The organism is Micromonospora sp. LHW51205 (assembly GCF_003315815.1).
In the GTDB taxonomy this organism is placed as follows: Bacteria; Actinomycetota; Actinomycetes; order Mycobacteriales; family Micromonosporaceae; genus Micromonospora; species Micromonospora chalcea.
In genome coordinates, this window is the sequence record NZ_QMEZ01000006.1 from 230,310 (window position 1) to 252,911 (window position 22,602).

At 75.9% G+C, this 22,602-nt stretch carries 9 protein-coding genes; 2 read left to right on the plus strand and 7 right to left on the minus strand.

All coding sequences use genetic code 11. From position 1 onward, the window contains the following. The 7 genes from DQE82_RS23010 to DQE82_RS23040 form a co-directional block, all read right to left on the minus strand. Complete coding sequence (locus tag DQE82_RS23010; RefSeq protein ID WP_043324628.1) at window positions 1–954, minus strand: TauD/TfdA family dioxygenase; 954 nt, start codon at window positions 952–954, stop codon at window positions 1–3. A 29-nt stretch (window positions 955–983) separates the two neighbouring features. Continuing rightward, window positions 984–6,431 (minus strand): type I polyketide synthase, encoded by a 5,448-nt coding sequence (locus DQE82_RS23015; RefSeq protein WP_113973830.1) that lies wholly within the window; start codon window positions 6,429–6,431, stop codon window positions 984–986. A 29-nt stretch (window positions 6,432–6,460) separates the two neighbouring features. Beyond that, the gene (locus tag DQE82_RS23020; RefSeq protein ID WP_113973832.1) at window positions 6,461–9,964 is read right to left on the minus strand and encodes a non-ribosomal peptide synthetase; all 3,504 of its coding nucleotides are present in this window, start codon (window positions 9,962–9,964) and stop codon (window positions 6,461–6,463) included. Further along, on the minus strand, window positions 9,961–12,264 hold the full coding sequence (locus DQE82_RS23025; RefSeq protein ID WP_113973834.1) for a lantibiotic dehydratase: 2,304 nt from the start codon (window positions 12,262–12,264) through the stop codon (window positions 9,961–9,963). Before DQE82_RS23025 ends, DQE82_RS23020 begins: the two co-directional genes overlap by 4 nt. Beyond that, window positions 12,261–15,371 (minus strand): thioesterase domain-containing protein, encoded by a 3,111-nt coding sequence (locus DQE82_RS23030; protein WP_113973836.1) that lies wholly within the window; start codon window positions 15,369–15,371, stop codon window positions 12,261–12,263. The genes DQE82_RS23025 and DQE82_RS23030 overlap by 4 nt, the downstream gene beginning before the upstream one ends. Continuing rightward, window positions 15,368–18,817, minus strand: coding sequence for an AMP-binding protein (locus tag DQE82_RS23035; RefSeq protein ID WP_233514743.1), 3,450 nt, complete (start codon window positions 18,815–18,817; stop codon window positions 15,368–15,370). The genes DQE82_RS23030 and DQE82_RS23035 overlap by 4 nt, the downstream gene beginning before the upstream one ends. A gap of 340 nt (window positions 18,818–19,157) precedes the next feature. After that, window positions 19,158–19,550: a DUF2267 domain-containing protein gene (locus tag DQE82_RS23040; protein ID WP_113973840.1), complete on the minus strand. Its 393-nt coding sequence runs from the start codon at window positions 19,548–19,550 to the stop codon at window positions 19,158–19,160. 149 nt (window positions 19,551–19,699) lie between these two features. On the opposite strand from DQE82_RS23040, the gene DQE82_RS23045 reads away from it, so the two are divergent. Further along, a complete protein-coding gene (locus tag DQE82_RS23045) occupies window positions 19,700–21,814 on the plus strand; it encodes a molybdopterin-dependent oxidoreductase (protein WP_113973841.1) in 2,115 nt (704 codons plus the stop codon). Between the two features lie 95 nt (window positions 21,815–21,909). After that, window positions 21,910–22,596 carry a CBS domain-containing protein gene (locus DQE82_RS23050; RefSeq protein ID WP_064446192.1) on the plus strand — a complete coding sequence of 229 codons (687 nt, stop codon included), beginning with the start codon at window positions 21,910–21,912 and terminating at the stop codon, window positions 22,594–22,596. Window positions 22,597–22,602 lie beyond the last annotated feature (6 nt).

Genomic DNA, 22,602 nt, shown 5'->3' on the forward strand with positions numbered 1-22,602 from the left:
TCAGTTCGCTCCTGCGGTGTCGGGGGTGTGCGGCTCGGCCATCGCCACGGCGATCTTGCGGGGGCCGGTGAACGGCTCCCGGCCGTGCGCGGCGGTCATGTTGTCCACCACCAGCACGTCGTCGCGCTGGTAGTCGAAGCGGACCGTGGCCGCCCGGTAGGCGGCGCGCAGGTGGTCCATCACGTCGGCGGGGATCTCGCCGCCGTCGCCGTAGTAGGTGTTCGACGGCAGCCCGTCGGCGCCGAACATGGCCAGCAGCCCTTCCTGGTAGTCCTTGGGCAACGTGCTCAGGTGGAAGAAGGTGGCGTGGTTGAACCAGCGCGGGGTGTCCGATCCGGGCCGGTGGTGCACCACGTCCCGGACCGCGCGGGTACGCAGGCCGTCCTTGCCGACCCATTCCACGGTGATCCCGTTGTCCGCCGCGTACGCCTCCACCTCGGCGCGGCTCTCGGTGTTGAACACCTCCTGCCAGCGGGTGCCGAAGTCGCCGTGGAAGTTGCGCACCAGCATCCAGCGGCGGCGGACGAACTCCTCACGTACCGCCGGGTCGATCAGCTCGTACACCCGGCGCACGTCGGCCAGCGGCGTGGCGCCCTGGCTGTCCGGCGGCGTGACGCAGTAGAAGAACAGCGTCAGCGGCCAGCGCGCCTGGTACGAGTTCTCGTTGTGCAGGAAGATCTCCTCGTCCGGCGGGTAGTCGGTCGAGGTGTAGACCCGGCCCTTGATGGAGTGCCGGGGCGAGGAGCGCTCGGTGTAGGTCAGCGGCTCACCGGCCAGCGCCCGTACGGCCTGGTCGAAGCCGTCCACGCCGCCCACGTCGAAGCCGCGGAACAGCAGCCCTCCGCTGGCGACGAGGGTGTCCCGCAGCTCGGCGCGCCGGGCGGCGATGAGGTCGGTCAGCGGTCGGCCGTCGTTCTCGACGACCACCGGCAGCGTCGCGGTTGTCTCGCTCATGGTGCGGTGTCTCCTTGTTCCGTCGGGTGTCAGCCGCGGGGCAGCCGCGGGATGGCCGGGATCGCCGCCGGGGCGGCCGGTTGGTCGGCGGGCGCCTCGGCGCGCAGCTCCTCGATCCGGGCGGCCAGGCCGGCCACCGTGGGGGTCTCGAAGAGGCTGCGCATCGGCAGCCGCACCCCGGTCGCCTTTCGCATGGCGGCGATCAGCTGCACGGCGACCAGCGAGTTGCCGCCGAGGGCGAAGAAGTCGTCGTCCACGCCGATGTCGGTGACGCCGAGACCGTCGCGCCACACCTGGGCGATGGTCTTCTCCAGCTCGGTGCCGGGTGCGGCCGAGCCGCCGCCGGTGGCCGCGGTCGCGCCGGCCGCCGCGTCGGTCTCCTCGGCGATGCTGTCGGTGGTGACCCGGGCGGCCCGGCGACGGATGTCGGCGACGGTGCGGGTGGCGATCACCACCTGGGCGCCGAGCCCGGCGGCGAGGCTGCGCCGGAACGCCTCCGCGCCGTCGACCGGGCGGATGTCCTCGGTCACCGGCGCCGGGGCGTCGGCGTCCGCCGGGGCTTCGGCCAGGTTGCCGGTGACCGCGTCCTGGTCGACCCGGCGCAGCACGAAGTCGCTGATCGCGACCAGTTCCCGCCCGTCCGGGTCGCGCAGCGACAGGTCGGCGGCGACCACCTCGTCGGTGGCGGCGGGCCGGTGCCGCAGGTGACTGTGGAACGTCGCCGGCAGCGCGCCGCGCACCACGATCCGGCCGTACGACAACGGCAGGTAGGTGCCGGAGCCCTGGCCGCGGCCGAACGCGGTGGCCACGTCCAGCAGCGCCGGGTGCAGCCCCCACGAGGGCAGGTCGCCGAGCGCGGCGGCGGGCGCCTGCACGCGGGCCAGTTCCTCGCCGTCGGCGAGGTGGTGCTCGGCCAGCGCCGCCCAGCGCGGGCCGAACGTCAGCATGCTGGTGCGTCCCCGGCCGAACGAGGCGTCGTCGTCGACCCGCCGTCCGGCCACGGCGGGCACGGCGGCCGGCGGGGCCGCCTCGGTGGTCCACCCGGCGCTGCCGCGTACGTGGGCGCGCGCCTGGCCGGCGACGAGGCTGGCCACGGTGAAGTCGGTGCCGTCCTCGGTCGGGGTCAGCTCGACCCGGTACTGGGCCACGGTGCCGTCCGGCACCGAGAACGGCTCCAGGAACACCACGTCGCGCAGCTCGACCGCGGCGTCCGGCCCCGGCGCGGGCAGCGCGGCGGCCACCGCCGCGCGTACCGACTCCAGGTGGGCGGTGCCCGGCACCACCGGCACGCCGCCGATCCGGTGCTCGTCGAGCAGCCAGTGGGTGTCGGCCGCGACCAGGCCGTGCAGCACCGTGCCGTCCGGCCCGGCGACCATCGTGGTCAGCACCGGGTGCGTGACCGTGGTGGTCACGGTGTCCCGCCCGGCGGCCCGGAACGCGGCCGGCGCGGCGGTCTCCACCGCCATGCCGACCTCGGCCCAGCCGCCCCAGTTCTGCGACACGACCGGGGCGCGGAACCCGGTGCCGGAGCGCGCGAAGGCGTCCAGGAAGTTGTTCGCGGCGCAGTAGTCGACCTGGCCGAACCCGCCGATCACCGCGGTGATCGAGGAGCACAGCACGACGAAGTCCAGCGGCAGGTCGCCGAAGACCTGGGCCAGCGCGAGCGTGCCGGCCAGCTTCGGGGCCAGCACACGCTGCGCCTCGTCGCGCTCCTTGATCTCGGCCATGCCACCGCCGGGCAGGCCGGCGGCGTGCACGATGCCGTCGAGCCCGCCGAACCGCCGCTCGGCCTCGTCGCGGACCCGGCGCAGGTCGTCCGCGTCGGTGACGTCGGCGGCGAGCACCAGCACCTCGGCGCCCGCGGCCTCCATCCGGCGGATCGCCGCGATGGCGCGTCCGGCCCGGTCCGCGCCGCCGTGCACCGCCAGGTGCGCGTCCCACTCGTCGCGCCCGGGCAGCCCGGAGCGGGCCAGCAGCACCAGCTTGGCGCGGGCCCGGCGGGCGAAGTCCTCGGCCAGGGTGACGCCGATGCCGCCGAGACCGCCGGTGATCAGGTAGCGGCCCTCCTCGCGCAGCACGCCCGGCTCCGCCTCGGCCGCGACGCTCACCTGCTCGTAGCCGCCGAGCCAGCGGCGGTCGCCGCGCAGCGCCACCTCCGGGTGCTCGGCGTCGACCGGGCTGCGCAGCTCGGCCACCAGGGCGGCCACGCCGCGCGCGGCCGGGTCGGTGTCCAGCAGCCGCACGGTCAGGCCGGGCAGCTCGGCCGGGAGCACCCGGGCCAGGCCGGCCAGCGTGGCGTGCTCGGGGCGGACGAGGTCGTCGCCGCGTACGTCGCCGATGCCGGCGGTGACCAGGTCCAGGCGTACGCCCGCCTCGTCGGCGGTCACACCGGCGCCCGCGAGCGCCTGCACCAGGTGCAGCGCGCCGAAGAAGCCGCGCTCCTGCGCCGCCCAGGCCGCCGCCGGGTCGGTGCCGGCCGGCTCGCCGTCGAGGGCGAACGCGTGCACGATCCGGCGGGGCACGTCGGCGCCGAGCGCGGCCAGAAGCTCCTCGGCGTCGGCGCGTACGCCGGGGCGCAGCCGGAAACCGCTCGCGGTGGCGGTGAACGCCTCGCCGGCGCGTACCTCGACCGGGTCGTCGCCGGCGGCGCGCAACGCGGCCACGAGCGCCTCGCCGCGCGGACCGTCGGCCAGCACCAGGCAGCGGCCCAGCGGCTCCACGGCGCGCGCCGGGGCGGCCTGGCGCCACACCGGCACCGCGAACCACTCCGGCAGCGGCCGGGGGCCGGTCTCGACGGGCGCCGCGGCCAGTTCCTGCTCCGGGTCCGGGTCGATCCAGTAGCGGCGCCGCTCGAACGGGTACGTGGGCAGCGGCACCCGCCGCGCCGCCGGGTCGGCCGCAAGGCGCACCGGCACCCCGGCGCACCAGAGCGCGCCGGCCGTGCCGAGCAGCGCGGCCAGGTCACCGGTCTGCTCGCCCGCGCCGGGCAGGCTGCCCAGCGGGGTCAGCGCGCGCTGCGCCTCGCCGGCCTTGGCGACCTGCATCCGGGCCAGGTTGGCCAGTTGCCGGCCGGGGCCGCACTCGACGAGCGCCCAGGTGCCCTCGGCGAGCAGCGTGGCCACGCACGCGCCGAAGCGGACCGGGCGGCGCAGGTGCGCGGCCCAGTACGCCGGGTCGGTGGCCTGCGCCTCGGTGATCCAGGTGCCGGTCACGTTCGACAGGAACGGCACCGCCGGGGCGCGAAGCGGCACGGTGGCCATCAGCGCGGTGAACTCGTCCAGGATCGGGTCCATCATCGGCGAGTGGAACGCGTGCGAGGTGCGCAGCAGCTTCGACTTGTTCTTGCCGCCCAGGCTGACGGCGAACTCCTCCACGAGCGCGGTCTCGCCGGCCACCACGCAGGTGCCGGGGCCGTTCACGGTGGCCACCGACAGGCCCTGAGGCAGCCGGTCGGCCACCGCCGACTCGTCGAGCGTGACCGCCAGCATCGAGCCGGCGGGCAGGGAGTGCATGAGCCGGCCCCGGGCGGCCACCACGCGCAGCGCGTCCGCGAGGTCGAGCACGCCGGCGAGCGTGGCGGCCACGTACTCGCCGATGGAGTGGCCGATCATCGCGGCCGGGACGACCCCGGCGGCCCGCCACGCGACGGCGAGGGCGTACTCGACGGTGAACAACGCGGGCTGGGTCCACCGGGTCTCGGTGAGCTTGTCCGCCGCGTCCGGGTCGCGGCCGAGGATCAGGTCCCGGATGTCCAGGCCCAGCTCGGGGCGGAGCAGGTCGGCGCACTCGTCCACGGCGGCGGCGAACGCCCGGTCCTGGGCGTACAGTTCGGCGCCCATCCCGGCATACTGCGAGCCCTGGCCGCTGAACAGGAACGCCACCCGGGGGGCGGGTCCGTCGGCGACGCCCCGGTGGCCCTTGCGCCGCTCGCGCAGCGCGGCGGCGGCGGACGCCGGGTCCCCGGCCACGACGGCGGCGCGGTGGGCGTACGTCTGGCGGCCGACGCGCAGCGTGTGCGCCACGTCGGCGAGCGCCACGTCGCTGCCGCCCTCCAGGTGCTCGGCGAGCCGGCGCACGGCGACGTCCAGCGCGGTCGGCGTCTTCGCCGACACCTGGAGCAGGTGCGCCGGGCGGGCCGGCGGCTCGTCCCGCTCCGCCGCCGGCGCCTCCTGGAGCACGACGTGCGCGTTGGTGCCGCCGATGCCGAAGGAGCTGACCCCGGCCCGGCGCGGCCCGCCGTCGGTGTCCCACTTGGTCAGCGTGTTCGCCACGTAGAACGGGGTGTCGGCGAAGTCGATGGCCGGGTTCGGCGCCTCGTAGTTGATGGTCGGCGGGATCAGCCCGTGCTCCATCGCCAGCACCGTCTTGATCACGCTGACGATGCCGGAGGGCTGGCTCAGGTGGCCGATGTTCGACTTCACCGACCCGATGCCGCACCAGCCGCGCTCGTCGGTGTCCTTGGCGTAGACGGCGGACAGCGCGGCGACCTCGATCGGGTCGCCGAGGGCGGTGCCGGTGCCGTGCGCCTCGACGTAGCTGATGCTGCGCGGGTCGACGCCGGCGAGCGCGACGGCCTGGGCGATGGCCTCCGTCTGCCCGTCGATGCTGGGGGCGGTGAAGCCGACCTTCCCGGCGCCGTCGTTGTTGATGGCGTTGCCGAGCACGACCGCGCGGATGTGGTCGCCGTCGGCGATCGCGTCGGAGAGCCGCTTGAGCAGCGTCACGCCGACGCCGCTGCCCCACACCGTGCCGTTCGCTGCGGCGTCGAACGGCCGGCACCGCCCGTCCGGCGAGGTGAAGCCGTCCATGCCGAGGTAGCCGACGTGCGGCAGCTCGATGTTGACGCCGCCGGCCAGGGCCATGTCGCACTCGCCGTTGCGCAGCGCCTCGCAGGCCAGGTGGAACGCGACCAGCGAGGTGGAGCAGGCGGTGTGCACGGTCATGCTGGGGCCGCGCAGGTCCAGCCGGTACGACACGTTAGTGGCCACGTAGTTCGGCGAGTTGCCGGTGGCCAGCGACACCGCGCCGTGCGGGTTCCCGCCGACCCGCTTGTTGCGGTACACGTTGCGGTGCAGGTACGTGTTTCCGCCGGTGCCGGCGTACACGCCGACCGCGCCGTCGTAGCGGCCCGGGTCGTAGCCGGCGTCCTGCAACGCGGTGTAGCAGGTCTCCAGGAACAGCCGGTGCTGCGGGTCGGTGATCTCGGCCTCGCGGGCGGTCATCCCGAACAGGCCGGCGTCGAACTCGTCGTAGCCGTCCACCAGCGGGGCACGGTTGACCCAGCCCGGGTCGTCGACCTCCTGCGGCTGGGCGCCGCGGGCGAGCTGCTCCTCGCGGGTCAGCTCGGTCGTCGACTCCACGCCGTCGACCAGGTTGCGCCAGAACTCGTCGACGTCGGCCGCGCCGGGCAGGCGGGCGGCGAGCCCGACGATGGCGATGGGCTCGACGCCGTCGTCGGCGGGAATGTCGTTCTGCATGGGGGTTCCTTCATTCACAAGGGATCGCGTCACGGGTGAGGTCGGCGTGGCGGCGGGGTTCGGCGGGCGCGGCCCCGCCGGGCGGCGGCGCGCAGCGCGGCGCGGGCCAGTTCCGGCCGGTCCGCGGCCCCGTCCAGGCTGGCGGCGAGCGCCCGCACGGTCGGGTGGCGGAACAGGTCGAGCATGGTGATCGAGCGGCCGGTGGCCTCGGTGAGCCGGGCGTACACGGCGGCCAGGGCCATCGAGTGGCCGCCGATGTCGAAGAAGTTGTCGGTGACGCCGACGGTGTCCCGGCCGAGCACGTCGCGCCAGATGCCGGCGATCAGCTCCTCGGTGCCGGTGAGCGCGTCCGAGCCGGTGGGCAGCGGCGCGCGGGCCGGTTCGGCGGTGGCGACGGTCATCGCGCCGAGCGCGGCCACACGCACCGCCGGGCGGGGCAGCTCGGGCGCCACCTCGGCGGCCGGCGCGTCCGGGTCGGCGGCGAGCGCGCCTACCAGGGCGGCCAGGTCGGCCAGGAGCGCGCTGATCCGCTCGGCGGTGAACAGGTCCGGGTTGTGCACCACCTCGACGCCGGCCCGCCCGTCGCGCTCCACCACGTAGACGGTCAGGTCGAACGGTGAGCCGGGCTTGGGCACCGCCACCGGCTCGGCCGCCAGGCCGGTCAGCGCCAGCCGGGGCGGGGCGAAGTTGAGCACGTTGAACAGCACCTGCACCAGCGGGGCGCGGGAGGTGTCCCGGCCCACGCCGAGCGCCTCCACGATGCGTTCCAGCGGCGCGCCCGGGTGGGCGGTGACCTCGTGCAGCTCGGCGGCGGCCCGGTCGACCTGCTCGGCGAAGCTCGCGCCACCGGAGCGGACCCGCACCGGCACGGTGTCGATGAAGAAGCCGATCACCTCGTCGAACGCGGCCAGCCGCCGGTCGGCGACGATCGCGCCGAGCACGTGCTCGTCGCCGCCGGTGACCCGGCGCAGCAGCTCGCCGAACGCGGCCAGCAGCACCGCGGCGACTGTGGTGCCGCGCCGGGCGGCCAGGTCGCGCACGTCCCGGTCGGCGGCCTCGTCCAGCCGTACCGCGGCCTCCGCGCCGGCGTACGTCTGCACGGCCGGGCGGGGCCGGTCGCGGGGCAGGTCCAGCACCGTGGGCGCGCCGGCCAGGTGCGCGGTCCACCAGGCCAGGTCGGTATCGCCGCGGCGCCGGTCCCGGTCGGCGCGCCACACGGCGTAGTCGGCGTACGTGGCGGGCAGCGGCGGGCGGCCCGGCACGGACCGGCCGAGCGCGCGGGCGTACGCGAGCGCCAGCTCGTCGTAGAGCAGCGCCTCGGACCAGCCGTCGAAGACCGCGTGGTGCACGGTGACCGCGAGCACGTGCTCCTGCGCGGCGAGCCGGTACACGGTCACCTGCCAGGGCGGGCCGGTGGCCAGGTCGAACGCGTGCCCGGCGCCGGCCGCGAGCATGCCGGCCAGCTCGGTGTCCGGGTCGGCGGCGGCGGTCAGGTCGACCACCGGCACCGCCACGTCGGTGGGTTCCTCGCGGACCGCGTACGGCACGCCGCCGTTCTGCGGGATCCGCCAGCGCAGCACGTCGTGCCGTTCGGCGACGGCCCGCAGCGCGGCGCCGAGCGCGGCGACGTCCAGCGGCCCGCGCAGCCGGTGCGCGACGGCGATGTTGTACGGCGCGCTGGACGGGGCGAGCTGGTCCATGAACCACAGCCGCCGCTGCGGCGGGGACAGCGTCGGCGGGTTGCCGGTGGTCAGCCCGTCGGCGTCGGCCGGGTCGGCGGCGCGGACCCGGTCCACCAGCGCGGCGAACGTGCGGTCGGCGAACAGCACCCGGGTGTCCACCTGCCGGCCCAGCTCCGCGCGCAGCGCCGCGACCAGCCGCATCGCGGCGATGGAGTTGCCGCCGGCGGCGAGGAAGTCGCTGTCCGGGGCGGGCGCGGCGCCAAGCAGCCGGGTCCAGACGCGCCGGACCGCCGCCGTCACCGGGTCGTCGTCGGCGGACGCGTCGGCGACTGCGGCCGGGGTCGCCGCGGCCAGTTCGCGCAGCGCCGGCCGGTCCAGCTTGCCGGTGACCGGGCTGACCGGCAGCGCGTCCAGCCGCACCGTCCGGGCCGGCAGCATCGCGGTGGTCAGCCGCGTCTGCGCGTACGCCCGCAGCTCGTCGTCGCCGGGCGCGCCGGCCGGGGTGAGGAACGCGACCAGCTCGGCGCCGGCCGGGCCGGGCACCGCCTCCACCGCGACGCGCTCGACGCCGGGGCATGCGGCCAGCACCGCCTCGATCTCGCCCAGCTCGATGCGCTGGCCGCGCACCTTGACCTGCCGGTCGGCGCGGCCCAGGTAGACGATCCGGCCGTCCGGGCCCTGCCGGACCAGGTCGCCGGTGCGGTAGAGCCGCTCGCCCGGTGCCTCCCCGAACGGGTCGGGCACGAACCGCTCGGCGGTCAGGCCGGGCCGGTTCAGGTAGCCGTCGGCCAGGCCGGGCCCGCCGATCAGCAGCTCGCCGGTCTCGCCCGCCGGCACCGGACGCAGGTCGGCGTCGACCACGTACGCCCGGTGGTTGGGCAACGGCCGGCCGATCGGCATCGGGTCGGTGTCGGCCGGGGTGAGGTCGCAGGTGACCGCCAGCACCGTGGTCTCGGTGGGGCCGTAGCCGTTGAGGAACCGCCGGCCCGGCGCCCAGCGGGCGACCAGCTCGGCCGGGACCGCCTCGCCGCCGCAGAGCAGCACCCGCCATGACGGGAACCCGGCCGGGTCCAGCAGCGACAGCACGGTCGGGGTGATGAAGCCCCAGGTGACCTCGTGCTCGGCGACGAACCGGGCCAGCCGGACCGGGTCGGCCCGGTCGTCGGCGCCGAGCAGCTGCACCGCGCCGCCGAGCGTCAGCGGCACGAACAGGTCCATGGTGGCCGCGTCGAAGCCGAGCGAGGCGATGCCGAGGCTGCGGATCGAGGCGTCGGCGCCGGTCAGCGCGCTCACGCCGGTGACGAACTCGACGGCGTTGCGGTGGGTGGTCAGCACGCCCTTCGGGCGGCCGGTGGAGCCGGAGGTGAACAGCACGTACGCCGGGTCGCCGGGGCGGGCCGGGCAGGGCGCGAGCGGGGCCGGGCCGGGCAGGCCGAGCGCCGTCACGCCGGGCTCGTCGCCGAACTCGGCCGCCGCCGCGTCGCCGACGACGACCCGGACGCCCGCGTCGCGGACGATGCCGCGCAGCCGGGCCCGAGGGCCGCCCGGCTCCAGCGGCACGTACGCGGCGCCGGCGAGCAGCACGCCGACCACAGTCGTCACCAGGTCGGGGGTACGCGCGCCGCACACGCCGACCCGGTCGCCCCGGCCGACGCCGTGCTCACGCAGCGCGGCGGCCACCCCGGCGGCCCGGTCGACGAGCTGCCGGTAGGTGAGCCGGGTGTCCCACTGGCGCACCGCCACCGCGTCCGGGGTGCGGGCCGCCTGCGCGGTGATCAGGTCGGCGAGGGTGGCGTCCGGCCAGGGCAGGTCGGTGCCGTGGACGGCGCTGACGGTCAGGGTGTCGGTCACCGGAGTGCTCCAAGGTGCTCGGCCGGGTCGGTGATCTGGAGGCGCAGTTCGCTGACGTAGCCGCGGCCCTGGGCGTCGGGCACCCAGGCCTCGGCGGGGGCGGGCAGCAGTTCGGAGACCACCACCGGCACGTCCGGGCCGGTCCGCAGCGCGGCGTCGACCATGGCGCACAGCGACTGCGCGTACAGCGGCCCGGTCAGGTCCACGTAGCAGGGTTTGATCTCGGTGCCGACCTTGACGAAGACCCGCTCGGGCAGGCCGGTCTCGGCGCGCCAGCGGCGTACCGCCAGGTAGCGGGAGGTCTCGTCGGGGTGGCCGCCCAGCCCGCACGCCCCGGCCGTGGTGCGCCAGGTGCGCCGTGCCACCACCAGCCGGTCGATGGTGATCCGGGGCATGTACGCCGCGGCGCCGAGCAGCTTGAACGCGTCGAGCAGCAGCGAGCCGAGCAGCGTGGCGAAGACCTCCATCAGCGGCCAGCGGGCGCCGTCGGGAAAGACCGCGGTGAGCGTGTCGCCGGTGCGTTCGACCAGCACGGCGGTGGCCGGGACCAGGCGGTCCACGTCGGCGCCGTGCGCCGTGTCGATGCCGAGCTGGCGGTCCGCCGGGCCGGTCAGCGCGTACGTGGTGCGGGTGGTGCGGCGGGGGAAGCTGTCCGGCCACAGCACCCGCAGCCGGACCGGGCCCAGGTCGGCGTCGAGGTCGGCGCGCAGCGCCGCCGGGTCGGGGTGGAACGGGCTGAGCACCGCGCTGTCGAACGCGACCGACGCCGGGTGCAGCTCGCCGAGCACGAGCAGGAAGTCGCCCCGCTCGACGGCCTCCGGCGAGGCGGCGCACAGCTGCACGTCCGGGTTGTGCAGCCGGGCCGACGGCCAGCCGGGTCGGGTCGCCGGGAACAGTTCCCGGACCCGGTCGGTCAGGTCCGCGGCGCGCAGCCGCAGCTCCGGCTGCCCCTCGGGCAGGTCGGCCAGGCCGAACAGCTCGGCCCAGCGTGCGGTGAGCGTGGCGCCGGCCCGGCCGATCGGGCCGTCCGGGGAGACGAGCGTGCCCTGGGCCAGCAGCCACAGGTCGGCCAGCCGCACCGGGCCGTCGGCGGCCAGTTCCTCGTGCAGTTCGGTGAAGACCTCACCGCAGCGGGCGGCCACCTCGCCGGTGAACCAGCGGGCGGTACGCAGCACCACGGCGAGGGGCTCGGCGAGCGCGTCGATGACCGCCGACCCGATGCGGAACTCCAGGTCGCGGGCGGTCTCCTCGTAGCAGACGGTGCGGGCGGCGTACATCTGCCCGCTGTGCCGGGTGGCCGGGCGGCCGGTGACGGCGGTGAACTCGGCGTTGAGCGCGGCGAGCGCGGCGCCGAGCCGGTCCGGGTCGCCGGCCGACGCGGCCACCTCGTCGCGGGCGGCGCGCAGCCGGCCGAACTCGGCCGCCGTGGCGGCGCGGACCGGCTCGTCGCCGATCGCGGCGATCCGCGCTTCGAGCACCAGCTCGGCGTCGGGCGCGATCGGCAGGTTCGCGCCCCAGCTGAGCTGGCCGCGCTCGACCCACCGGTCCAGCAGCAGGTAGACGTCGTCGGCGCTGTGCACGTCGCCGGCGTCGCACAGCCGCTGCGCCAGCTCCACCGCGGGGGTACGCCCGTCGCAGGCGCCGAGCACCAGCGCCTCGACCGGGGTCAGCGCGATCGGCGGGTGCAGCGGCCAGCGCAGCTCCCGGCCGGCGACGGTCAGGTGCGGTTGCAGGGCCGGCGCCCACCAACGGCGCACCGCCAGGTCGTCGGCAAGCCGGTCGGCGTACGCGATGAGCGCCCACGCCTCGAAGTACACCCGCCGCCGGTGCACCAGCGCGGCACCGGGCACGGTGTGCACGCCGGGCCGGGTGGTGTCGAACGTGCCCCAGCAGACCGGGCCGAAGAAGCCGATGGTCTCGGCCTTGCCGCAGTAGCGCTGCCAGTAGCGCAGCAGGCTCAGCTCGCGCTTGCGGCGGCGCACGTTGCGGACCTGCGGGTCGGTGCGCAGCAGCCCGTCCAGCGCGATCAGCATGTCCGGGTTCTGCCAGGTCACCGCCTCGCGCAGCAGCGGGTCGGCGGCCAGCTCGCCGGCCACCGCGGAGGACTCGGCGAACGCCTCGCGCAGCGTCTTGTCGAACACCTCGGCGCCGGTGTCGCCGGCGAGCAGCGCGTCCGCGACGGCGGCGCAGTCCGGCGCGGCGAACCGGTCCAGCCCGGCGGCCGGGAAACCGGCGGTCCGCAGGACCACGTCACGCCACACCGACCAGCCGGTGTCGCCCAGGGGCACCAGATGGCTCACCGGTGGTCCTCCCGCCGGGCGTCGGTGATGTGCAGGCGCAGCTCGCTGAAGTAGCGGCGGCCCTGCCCGTCGGGCACCCACGCCTGCTCCGGGGCGGGCAGCATCTCGCTGACGGTGAACGAGACGTCGTCGCCGCCGTCGACCCGGGCGGCGCGCGCCATCGCGCAGAGCGTGGTGGCGAACGCCGGCGCGGACAGATCGACGAAGCAGGGCTTGGTCTCGGTGCCGAACTTGACGTACACCTGTTCGGGCAGGCCGAGGCGGCGGCGCCAGTCCCGGACGGCGAGGAAGCGCTCGCGCTCCCCGTTCGGGACGGCCAGGCCGCTCTCGCCGACAGTGGTCCGCCACGTCTGCCGGGCCAGCACCAGCCGGTCCACGGTGATCCGGGGCGTGTACGGCGCGGCGGCGACCAGCTTGAAGCCGTCCACGGCGTGCGCGCTGAACGGCTCGGCGAAGATCTCGGTGAGCGGCCAGCGCTGCCCGTCCGAGGCGGTCGCCACCAGTTCGCCGTCGACGTCGTCGACGACCAGGTCCACTGTCGGCAGCACGCGGGCCGGGTCGGCGCCGGGCGCGTCGAGGAACGCCAGGTGCCGGTCGGTCGGGCCGGTCAGCGACTCGGCGGTACGGCTGGTCCGGCGCGGCCAGTCGGCCGGGAACAGCAACCGGACGCGCCGCTGCCCGAGGTCCGCCGCCAGCGCGTCGCGCAGCCGCTCCACGTCCGGGTGCGACGGGGTGAACACGGCGCAGTCGAACGACGACCAGGCGGCGTGCAGCTCACCGAGCACCACGGTGTAGTCGCCGCGCCGCAGCGCGTCCGCGTCGGTGGCGCAGATCTGCAGGTCGGGGCTGTGGATGGCGGCGTTGGACCACTCCGGGCCGGCGCCGGGGAACACCGCGTCGATCCGGTCGGCGAGGTCGGCCGCGCGCAGCCGTACGTCGGTGCTGCCGGGGGGCAGCGTGTCCAGGCCGAACAGCCCGGACCAACGGGCGGCGAACTCCGCCGCCACCGCGTCGACGGGCCGCTCGCCGTCGCCCCAGAACATGCCCTGAGCCAGGAACCACAGGTCGGCCAGCGGCACCGGGCCGCCGGACTCGGCGCGCAGTTCCTCGTACAGGCCGCGCAGCACGTCGAGGTAGGCGCGGGCGAGCGCGTTGGCCAGCCAGCGGGCGGCGCGCAGCAGCACGTCCAGCGGGGCGGCCAGCTCGGCCAGCAGCGGCGCGCCGAAGACCACGTCCAGGTCCCGGGCGCTGTCCTCGTAGCAGACCGTGCGCCCGGCGTACATCTGTCCGGCCCGGCGTACCGCGGGCACGCCGGTCAGCTCGGTGAACGTGGCGTCGAGCGCGTCCAGCGCGGCGCGCAGCCGCTCCGCGTCCCCGGCCGCCGCGGCCACCTCGTCGCGCGCGGCGCGCAGCCGGTCGAACCCGGCGCGGGCGGCGGCGCGGGCCGGCTCGTCACCGATCGCCTCGATCCGGTCGGCCAGCACCCGTTCGGCGTCCGGGCTCACCGGCAGGGCCGCGTCCCAGGTGATCAGTTCGCGCTCAACCAGGCGGTCGAGCAGCGCGTAGCCGTCCTCGGGGCGGCGCAGCCCGATCGCCGGGTCGGCGACCAGGTCGGCGGCGGGGCGCCGCCCGTCGGCCGCGCGCAGCAACTCGGCCTCGACCGGGGTCAGCGTCAGCGGCGGACGTCCGGGTCGCAGCACGGCCCGGTCCCGGACCGCCAGGTGTGGCCGGAGCATCGGTGGCCACCAGCGGCGGACCGCCAGGTCCGCGCCGATCCGGTCGGCGTACGCGGTCAGCGCCCACGACTCGAACCACACCCAGCGTCGGCGGGTCAACCGGTCGCCGGGGTTGACCCGGGCAACTTCCGGCTGTGCCGGATCGACTGTGACCCAGCAGCTGGGCCCGAAGAAGCCGACCGTCTCGTTCTTGCCGCAGTAGCGCTGCCAGTACTTCAGCAGCGCCCGTTCCCGGTCGCGGCGGCGTACGTTGCGGGCCGCGTCGGCGCCGCCGCGCACCAGCCCGTCGAACGCGACGAGCGCGCCCCGGTTCTGCCAGGTGACCGCCTCGCGAAGCAGCGGATCGGCGGCCAGCGCGCTGAACCGCTGCGCGCCGGAGCGCAGCGCCTCCTCGAACTCCTTGTCGAACCGGTCCGCGCCCGCGCCGGTGGCGAGCAGCTCGTCGGCGGCGGTGGCGGCCCGGGGCGCGCTGAACAGCTCCAGCCCGTCGGCCGGGAACCCGGTGGTACGCAGCACCGCGTCGCGCCACACCGACCAGCCGGTGTCGCCGAGGGGGACCCGGTGCGCGGCGCCGGCGGTCCCGCGGCCGGCGGCGCGCACCGGGTCCGGACCCGCGTCCGGCGTGCCGGCGCGGGGGTCCGAGAGCGCGGCGGTCAGGTCGGCGCGGATCAGCGCGGCCAGCTCGGGCAGCCGGTCGTGCAGGAAGAAGTGCCCGCCGTCCAGCTCGTGCAGGGTGAACCCGGCCGCGGTGTGCTCGGCCCAGGCCGCGTTCTGGTCCCGGGTGACCGCCCGGTCGGTGCGGCCGGCGAACGCGACGATCGGCACCGGCAGCGGCTCGCCGGGCACGTGGCGGTAGTCGTCGACCCGGCCGAAGTCGGCGCGCAGCAGCGGCAGCAGCAGTTCCACCAGCTCCGGGTGGTCGAGCAGTTCGGCGGGGAGGCCGCCGCCCTCGCCGAGGCGGCGCAGCAGCTCGTCGTCGCTCGCCCGGGACAGCCCGTCGAACGGGCCGGGGGTGCGTACGTGCGGGGCGCGGGCACCGCCGACGTAGAGCCGCAGCGGCAGCGGGCGGCCGGTGCGGCGCAGCTCGCGGACCACGTCGAAGCCGAGCCGTCCGCCCATCGAGTGGCCGTAGATCGCGTACGGGCGGTCGGCCCGGGAGGCGATGGCGTCGGCCACCTCGGCGACGCTGAAGCGCGGGTCCTCGGTGATCCGGTTCTCCCGGCCGGGCAGTTGCACCGGCGTCACGTCGACGCTCTCGCCGAACTCGGACGCCCAGCGCCGGAACGCGCTGGCGCCCGCACCGGCGTAGGGCAGGCAGAACAATCGCACCGGGGCCTCGGGTCGGCTTCCGGCGGAGACGAACCAGTTCACCGCGGACCTTTCTGCACGGGGTCGATCCAGTGCCGGCGGCGCTGGAACGGGTAGGTGGGCAGTCCGGTGCGACGCACCGTGCCGTCGGGGTGCAGCTCGTGCCAGTCGACGTCACGCCCGGCGACCCAGTCGGCGGCCGTCTCGCGCAGCGGACCGCCGTCGCCGGCGATCCGGGCGTCGGTGTCCAGCAACACGTCCAGGGCGGACAGCGCGGCCGGCAGGTCGGCGGCGACCACCGCCGCCCGGTGCGCGAACGCCCGCCGGCCCAGCGCCAGCGTGGCGGCCACGTCGGACAGTGCCGGGGCGGCGCCGGCCAGGTGGGTCCGCAGGCGGGTCAACGCGGCCCGCAGCGCCGCCGGGGTACGCGCGGAGACCGGCAGCAGCCACGGCCCCTCGCCGGGCGGGTCGGCCGGCTCGGCCGGTGGCGGCTGTTCCACCACCACGTGCGCGTTGGTGCCGCCGAGGCCGAACGCGCTGACCCCCGCGACCCGGCGCGCGCCGTCCGGCCAGTCCCGCGCCTTGGTGGGCACGTAGAACGGTCCGGCCGTCAGGTCGATCTCCGGGTGCGGGCGGCTGAAGTGCAGGTTCGGCGGGATCACCCCGTGCCGGACGGCGAGCACCGTCTTGATCAGCCCGGCGATGCCGGCGGCGGCGTCGAGGTGACCGATGTTCGTCTTGACCGAGCCGAGCGCTGTGGACTCGGCGGGCGCGGCGCCCGCGTACACCTCGTGCAGCGCCGCGACCTCGATGGCGTCACCGAGCGGCGTGCCGCTGCCGTGGCCCTCGACGAAGCGGACCTCGCCCGGCGCGACCTCGGCAGTGGCGAGCGCGCCGGCGACGGCGGCGGCCTGCCCGGCCGGGCCGGGCACCGCGAAGCCGGCCCGGTCCGGGCCGTCGTTGGTGACCGCCCAGCCGGGCAGGATCGCGTAGATGCGGTCGCCGTCGGCCTGCGCGTCGGCGAGCCGGCGCAGGGCGACCACGCCGGCGCCGGAGCCGAAGCCGGAGCCGGCGGCGGCCTCGTCGAAGGCGCGGCACCGGCCGTCGGGCGAGACGAGCCCGCCCGCCCGGTGCCGGGGCCACATCACGGTGGAGCCGCCGGCCAGGGCCAGGTCGCACTGGTAGTCGGCGAGGCTCTGCGCGGCCACGCACACCGCGACGAGCGAGCTGGAGCAGGCGGACTGCACGGCCATCGCCGGGCCGGTCAGGCCGAGCCGGTAGGCCACCTGCCCGGGCAGGTGGTCGGTGAGCTGGCGGCCGACGAGCCGGGCCTCCCAGTCGTCCGGGTCGACGTCGCCGACCACCGCCGGGTTGTCCATCAGGTGGAACAGGAAGTAGCGGTTGACGGAGGTGGCGGCGTAGACGCCGACCAGCCCGGGGAAGCGGGCCGGGTCGTGCCCGGCGTCCTCCAGCGCCTCCCAGGCGGTCTCCAGGAACAGCCGGTGCTGCGGGTCGGTACGGGCGGCCTCGTCGGCGCCGAAGCCGAAGAACTCGGCGTCGAAGTCGGCCACCCCGTCGAGCCGGCCGGTGGCGCGCACGTGCCGGGGGTCGGCGAGCAGGCCGGGCCCGACGCCGAGCGCGGCCAGTTCCTCGTCGGTGTGGTCGTGCACCGAGTCGACCCCGGTGCACAGGTTCCACCAGTACGTGGCCACGTCGGGCGCGCCCGGGAACCGGCCGGCGAGGCCGACCACGGCGATCTCGTCGCCGGTGTACTCGCGGGCGGCGCGTACCGGCGCGGCGGGCGCGGGCAGCACCGGGGCGCGGACCGCCTCGGGCGGGGCGTCGAGCAGCGCCGCCTGGGTGGCGACGGTCGGGTGGTCGAACAGGCGCAGCATCGGCAGGCGGACGCCGAACCGCTCGGCGAGGCGCTGCTGAACCTGGCCCAGCAGCAGCGACTGCCCGCCCACGTCGAAGAAGCTGTCGGTGCGGCCGACCGCGTCGCGGCCGAGCACCGCGCACCAGATGTCGTGCACGGCGCGCTCGGTCTCGGTGGCCGGCGCCGCGTCGGCGGGCACCTCGGTCACCGGGTCGGGCAGCGCCCGCTCGTCGACCTTGCCGGTGACGGTGAGCGGGAACTCGTCGACCACCACCACCGCGCGGGGCACCGCGTAGTCGGGCAGCTCCGCGGTCAGGGCGGCGCGCAGCGCCGCCGGGTCGGGGCGGGCGCCGGCCGGGCGGGCGTACGCGAGCAGTTCGCCGTCGCGCACGATCGCGCGGACGCCGGCGACGCCGGGCTGGGCGGACAGCACCGCTTCGATCTCGGTCAGCTCGACGCGGTGTCCGCGTACCTTGACCTGGCGGTCGAGCCGGCCGAGGCAGACCAGTTCCCCGCCGGGCAGCAGCCGGCCCAGGTCACCGGTGCGGTACGACCGCAGTCCGTCGGCGTCGACGCCGAAGCGGTCGCTGTCCTGGTTGAGGTAGCCGGGGGCGAGGTGCCGGCTGTGGACGACGATCTCGCCGGTGTCCGGGGCGAGGTCGAGCCGGTAGCCGGGGAACGCGGTGCCGACCGGCAGCGGCCCGTGGGCGCCCGGGTCCACCTCGGACAGCGGCAGCAGATGCCGGGCGGCGAACGTCATCTCGGTGGCGCCGTAGCCGTTGACCAGCACGCACTCGGGGGCGAACCGGTCCCGGCCGCGGGCCGCGTCGGTCCAGGTGGCCTGTTCGCCGCCGAGCAGCACCGCCCGCACCGTGGCCAGCCGGCGCGCGCCGAGCGTGTCGAGCAGGAAGCGGTAGACGGTGGGCGTGCAGTGCAGCACCGTGGCGCGGTGCCGGTCGAGCTGCTCGACGGCGTACGCGAGTCCCTGGCGGCGCAGGTCGACCGGGACGACGGCGGCGCCGGTGAGCAGCGCCGGGTAGAGGTCGGGGATGGCGGCGTCGAAGCTGAACGACGCGAGCAGGCTGAGCCGGTCGTCCGGGCCGACGCCGAGCGCGGCGATCTGGTTGTCGACGACGTGGGCCAGGTTGCGGTGGGTCTGCCCGACCGCCTTGGGCACGCCGGTGGAGCCGGAGGTGAACAGCACGTACGCCAGCGCGTCCGGCTCGGCCGGAACCGGGCGCAGCGGGGCCGGCGGCACCTCGTCCAGCGGCACGACCGGACGCTCGCCGGCCAGCGCCGAGGCCAGGTCGCGGTGCTCGGCGGCGCACGCGACGGCGGTGACGCCGGCGGCGTCGACCATGTGGCGCAGCCGGGCGACCGGGAAGCCCGGGTCCAGTGGCACGTACGCGCACCCGGCGGCCAGGGCGCCGAGCAGCGCCGCGACGGTCGGTGCGCCGTGCGCGGTGAGCAGCGCGATCCGGTCTCCGGGACGCAGGCCCGCGGCGGCGAACACGGCCATGTGCCCGCCGGCCGCCCCGGCCAGCTCGGTGTAGGTGACCTCGTGGGTCTCACCGAGAAGTGCCGGACGTCCGCCGTGTACTGCCGTGATCGCGCCGAAACGATTGATAATCATCGGCTCCGCCATGTCAGGAAGCGGGATACGCTCCACAGAGGACGGGCACGCAGCAATCGACGAATGTGATCATTGATCCCCCCCAGGACTTCACATTGGAAGCAGAATATTGCTCAATCACCGCGCCGGAAGAGCATCGATGCGGCTTGAGCCGAAGGGAGGAAGACGTCCTGGAACCTCGGACGGAGGAATCCGTCCGATCATCCCTCTAGCGCGTAGACGTTTTACAGCGTACGCGAACGCCGACGAGTTATTTTACGGTGAAAATACTTTCTGGCAGTCGAATCTTCGTCGGAGCGGCCCCGGTGCCGCAGCTCAACCCGGATCGCGGGGAGCCTGCTCAGACATCGTAGGGTGGCCGCGGGATCGGGTCCACCATCGCGTCGAAGCCCTTCGGAAGCTGCGCGACGAGGTCCTGGAACTCCCCCACCGTCACCGTGTCGCGCAGCGTGGCGAGCACCGCCACCGCGCCCACCTCGGCGACCGCCGGATCCACCGCCGCACGCTCGGCCACCCGGTACAGGAAGTCCACCGCGCCGCCGGTCACGGCGATCCCACCCGGCTCCAGATAGCCGCCGACGTCGTCCGGCAACTGCGCCGCCAGGTCGGCCGTCTCGTCCGCGGTGACCCGCTCGGCGAGGGTCTGCAACACCGCCCGGGAGATGGTCGCGGCCTCGTCGGCCGGCAACTCGGACCGCCGCGCCACCGCCTCGACGAACAGGGGGAACCGCATCCCACCCCTCCCCTCGCCGCCGGCGGGCACCACGCCCGCACCGGTCGGCCCCGGCGGGTACCCGCCTCCACCCCGGCCAAACGCCCCCGGCCCGCGGCCGGTCACCACGAGTGGCTGCCGCACCACGAACCGGGAGTAACATCCGGCCCATGGCCCCCGTCACCACCCACCCCGGCGCCTGCCCGCTGGACTGCCCCGACACCTGCGTCTGGCAGCTCACCGTCTCCGACGGCGTCGCGGTCGGGCTGCGCGGCGACCGTGACCACCCGTTCACCAGGGGCGCGCTCTGCGGCAAGGTGAACCGCTACCTGGACGCGGTGAACGGGCCGGACCGGCTCACCACGCCCTGGGTCCGCACCGGCCCGAAGGGCGCGGGACGGGTCGCGTACCGGCCGGCGAGCTGGGACGAGGCCCTGGAGCGGGTGGCCGCCGGGCTGCGCGCGAGCATCGAACTCCACGGCCCGGAGTCGGTGCTGCCCTACTACTTCGCCGGCACCATGGGCCTGGTCCAGGGCTGGACCATGGGCCCCCGGCTCTTCGCCCACCTGGGCGCGTCCCGGCTGGACACCACCATCTGCACCGCCGCGGCGCGCGCCGCGCTGCGCTCGCTGTACGGCGCCTCGGTCGGCTTCGAACCGGAGTCGATCGTCGAGGCGGAGCTGATCGTCCTCTGGGGCGCCAACCCGCTGGTGACCAACCTGCACCTGTGGCCGTTCGTGCAGCAGGCCCGCGAGCGCGGCGCGTACGTGGTGACGATCGACCCGCTGCGCACCGACACGGCGGCCCGCAGCGACGAGCACGTCGCGCCGCTACCCGGCACCGACGCGGCGCTCGCGCTCGGGCTGATGCGCCACGTCCGCGACGCCGGGGCGGCCGACGAGGCGTGGCTGGCCGCGCACACCACCGGCTGGCCGGAACTGGCCGCCCGGCTCGACGACTGGCCGGTGGAGCGGGCCGCCGCCGAGTGCGGCCTGCCGCCCGAGGTGGTACGCCGCCTCGGCGAGCGGATCGCCACCACCCGGCCCACCGCGATCCGCGTCGGGCTGGGCCTGCAACGGCACCACGGCGCCGGGCAGGCGATCCGGGCCATCTGCGCGTTGCCGCTGGTCACCGGCGACTTCCGGTACCCCGGCGGCGGGGCGCTGGTGACCACCAGCGGCCACCACCGGGTCGACAACGGTCCGGTGATCCGGCCGGCCGGCATGCCGGCCCCACCGGCCCGGACGTTGAACATGAGCCGGCTGGCCACCGTGCTCACCGGGGAGGCCGACCCGCCGGTCACCTCGCTCGTGGTGTTCAACGCCAACCCGGCGGCGACCGCGCCGGACCAGGCCCGGCTGCTCACCGGGCTGGGCCGCGCCGACCTGTTCACAGTGGTGCTGGAGCAGCGCTGGACCGACACCTGCGACTACGCCGACGTGGTGCTCCCGGCGACCATGCAGCCCGAGCACCTGGACCTGCAGACGTCCTACGGGCACCACTACACGACGTTGAACCTGCCGGTCACCCGCGCGCCGGGCGAGGCGCTGCCGAACACCGAGATCTTCCGGCGGATCGCCGCCGCGCTGGGCGTGGACCACCCGGCGTTCTCGGACAGCGACGAGGACCTGGCCCGGCAGTTGCTGGCCGACGCGCCGATCACGTTCGAGGAACTGCGCGAACGCACGTACGCCCGGCTCACCGGCGTGCCGGTCGGGTCCGCGCCGTACGCCGCTGGTGGTTTCCCCACCCCGGACGGGCGGGCCCGGCTGCACGACCCGGCGCTCGCCGCGCTCGGGGTGGACCCGCTGCCCGGGTACACGCCACCGGCCGAGGCGGCCGACCCGGAACTGGCCCGCCGGTTCCCGCTGACGCTGCTCACCCCGGCCAACCGCTACCTGATGAACTCCACGTTCGCGTCGCTGCCCTGGCACACCCGCCGGGCCGGGCCGCCGCGGCTGCACCTGCACCCGGCCGACGCGGCGGCGCACGGGCTCGCCGACGGCGACGCGGTGCGCGTGCACAACGACCGGGGCGCGTTCCTCGCCGCGGTGGCGGTGGACGAGGCGACCCGGCCGGGGTGCGCGTTCACGTACAAGGCGTACTGGGCGCGGCGCAGCCCGGGGCGCACCACCGTCAACGCGGTCACCGGCGTCCGCGACACCGACCTGGGCGAGGCGCCGACGTTCCACGACTGCCGGGTGGCGGTCGAGCCGGTGCCGGCCGCCCTGCTGACCGCCGAGCCGCCCCTCGACGAGGTCGCCGAGCCGGTAGCGGCTGGGTGATTCGGGACCTCCGGCCCCCTGACCTGGTCATTGCGCCCCTGCTCCTCCCCCGTCGCCGCCGCCTAGCGTCGGGGGCGGACACAGGGAGGTTCGCCATGCGTACGTGGCAGGTGCAGGACGTGATGACCAGGGACGTGGCGTCGGTACGGGAGGGCACGGCGTACCGGGAGATCGTTGACGTGCTGACCGACCGGCACGTCACGGCGGCGCCGGTGGTGGACGAGACCCGGCGGGTGCTCGGCGTGGTGTCCGAGGCGGACCTGATGTACAAGGTGGAGCTGCTGGGGCAGCCCCGGGAGCGGCGGATCCTGCCCGACCGGCACCGCCGCGAGGCGCAGGCGAAGGCCGGTGCGACGCTCGCCGCCGACCTGATGACCGCTCCGCCGGTCACGATCACGCCGGACGCCACGATCGTGGAGGCGGCCCGGCTGATGGACACGCGCGGCGTGAAGCGGCTGCCGGTGGTCGACGACCTCGGCCGCCTGGTCGGCATCGTCACCCGCGGTGACCTGCTCAAGGTGCACCTGCGCCCGGACGCCGGCATCCGGCGCGACGTGGTCGAGGAGGTGCTGTGGCGCAGCCTCGGCGTCCGCGACGGAGTGGTCGACGTGACGGTGCAGCGGGGCGTGGTGACGCTGACCGGGCAGGTGGAGCGACGCTCCACGGCGCAGCTCGCGGTGCGGCTGGCCCGGCAGGTCAGCGGCGTGGTCGAGGTGGTCGACGCGCTCGGCTACGCGATCGACGACGCCCCGATGGCGGCCCTGCGCGTCGGCGTCGCCTGAGCCTGG

Bases quoted from the DNA above. Each gene is read 5' to 3' on its own strand.
- DQE82_RS23040 (WP_113973840.1), bottom strand. From the start codon at position 19,550: ATGCGGTTCCCCCTGTTCGTCGAGGCGGTGGCGCGGCGGTCCGAGTTG.
- DQE82_RS23010 (WP_043324628.1), bottom strand. From the start codon at position 954: ATGAGCGAGACAACCGCGACGCTGCCGGTGGTCGTCGAGAACGACGGC.
- DQE82_RS23035 (WP_233514743.1), bottom strand. From the start codon at position 18,817: ATGATTATCAATCGTTTCGGCGCGATCACGGCAGTACACGGCGGACGT.
- DQE82_RS23015 (WP_113973830.1), bottom strand. From the start codon at position 6,431: ATGCAGAACGACATTCCCGCCGACGACGGCGTCGAGCCCATCGCCATC.
- DQE82_RS23050 (WP_064446192.1), top strand. From the start codon at position 21,910: ATGCGTACGTGGCAGGTGCAGGACGTGATGACCAGGGACGTGGCGTCG.
- DQE82_RS23045 (WP_113973841.1), top strand. From the start codon at position 19,700: ATGGCCCCCGTCACCACCCACCCCGGCGCCTGCCCGCTGGACTGCCCC.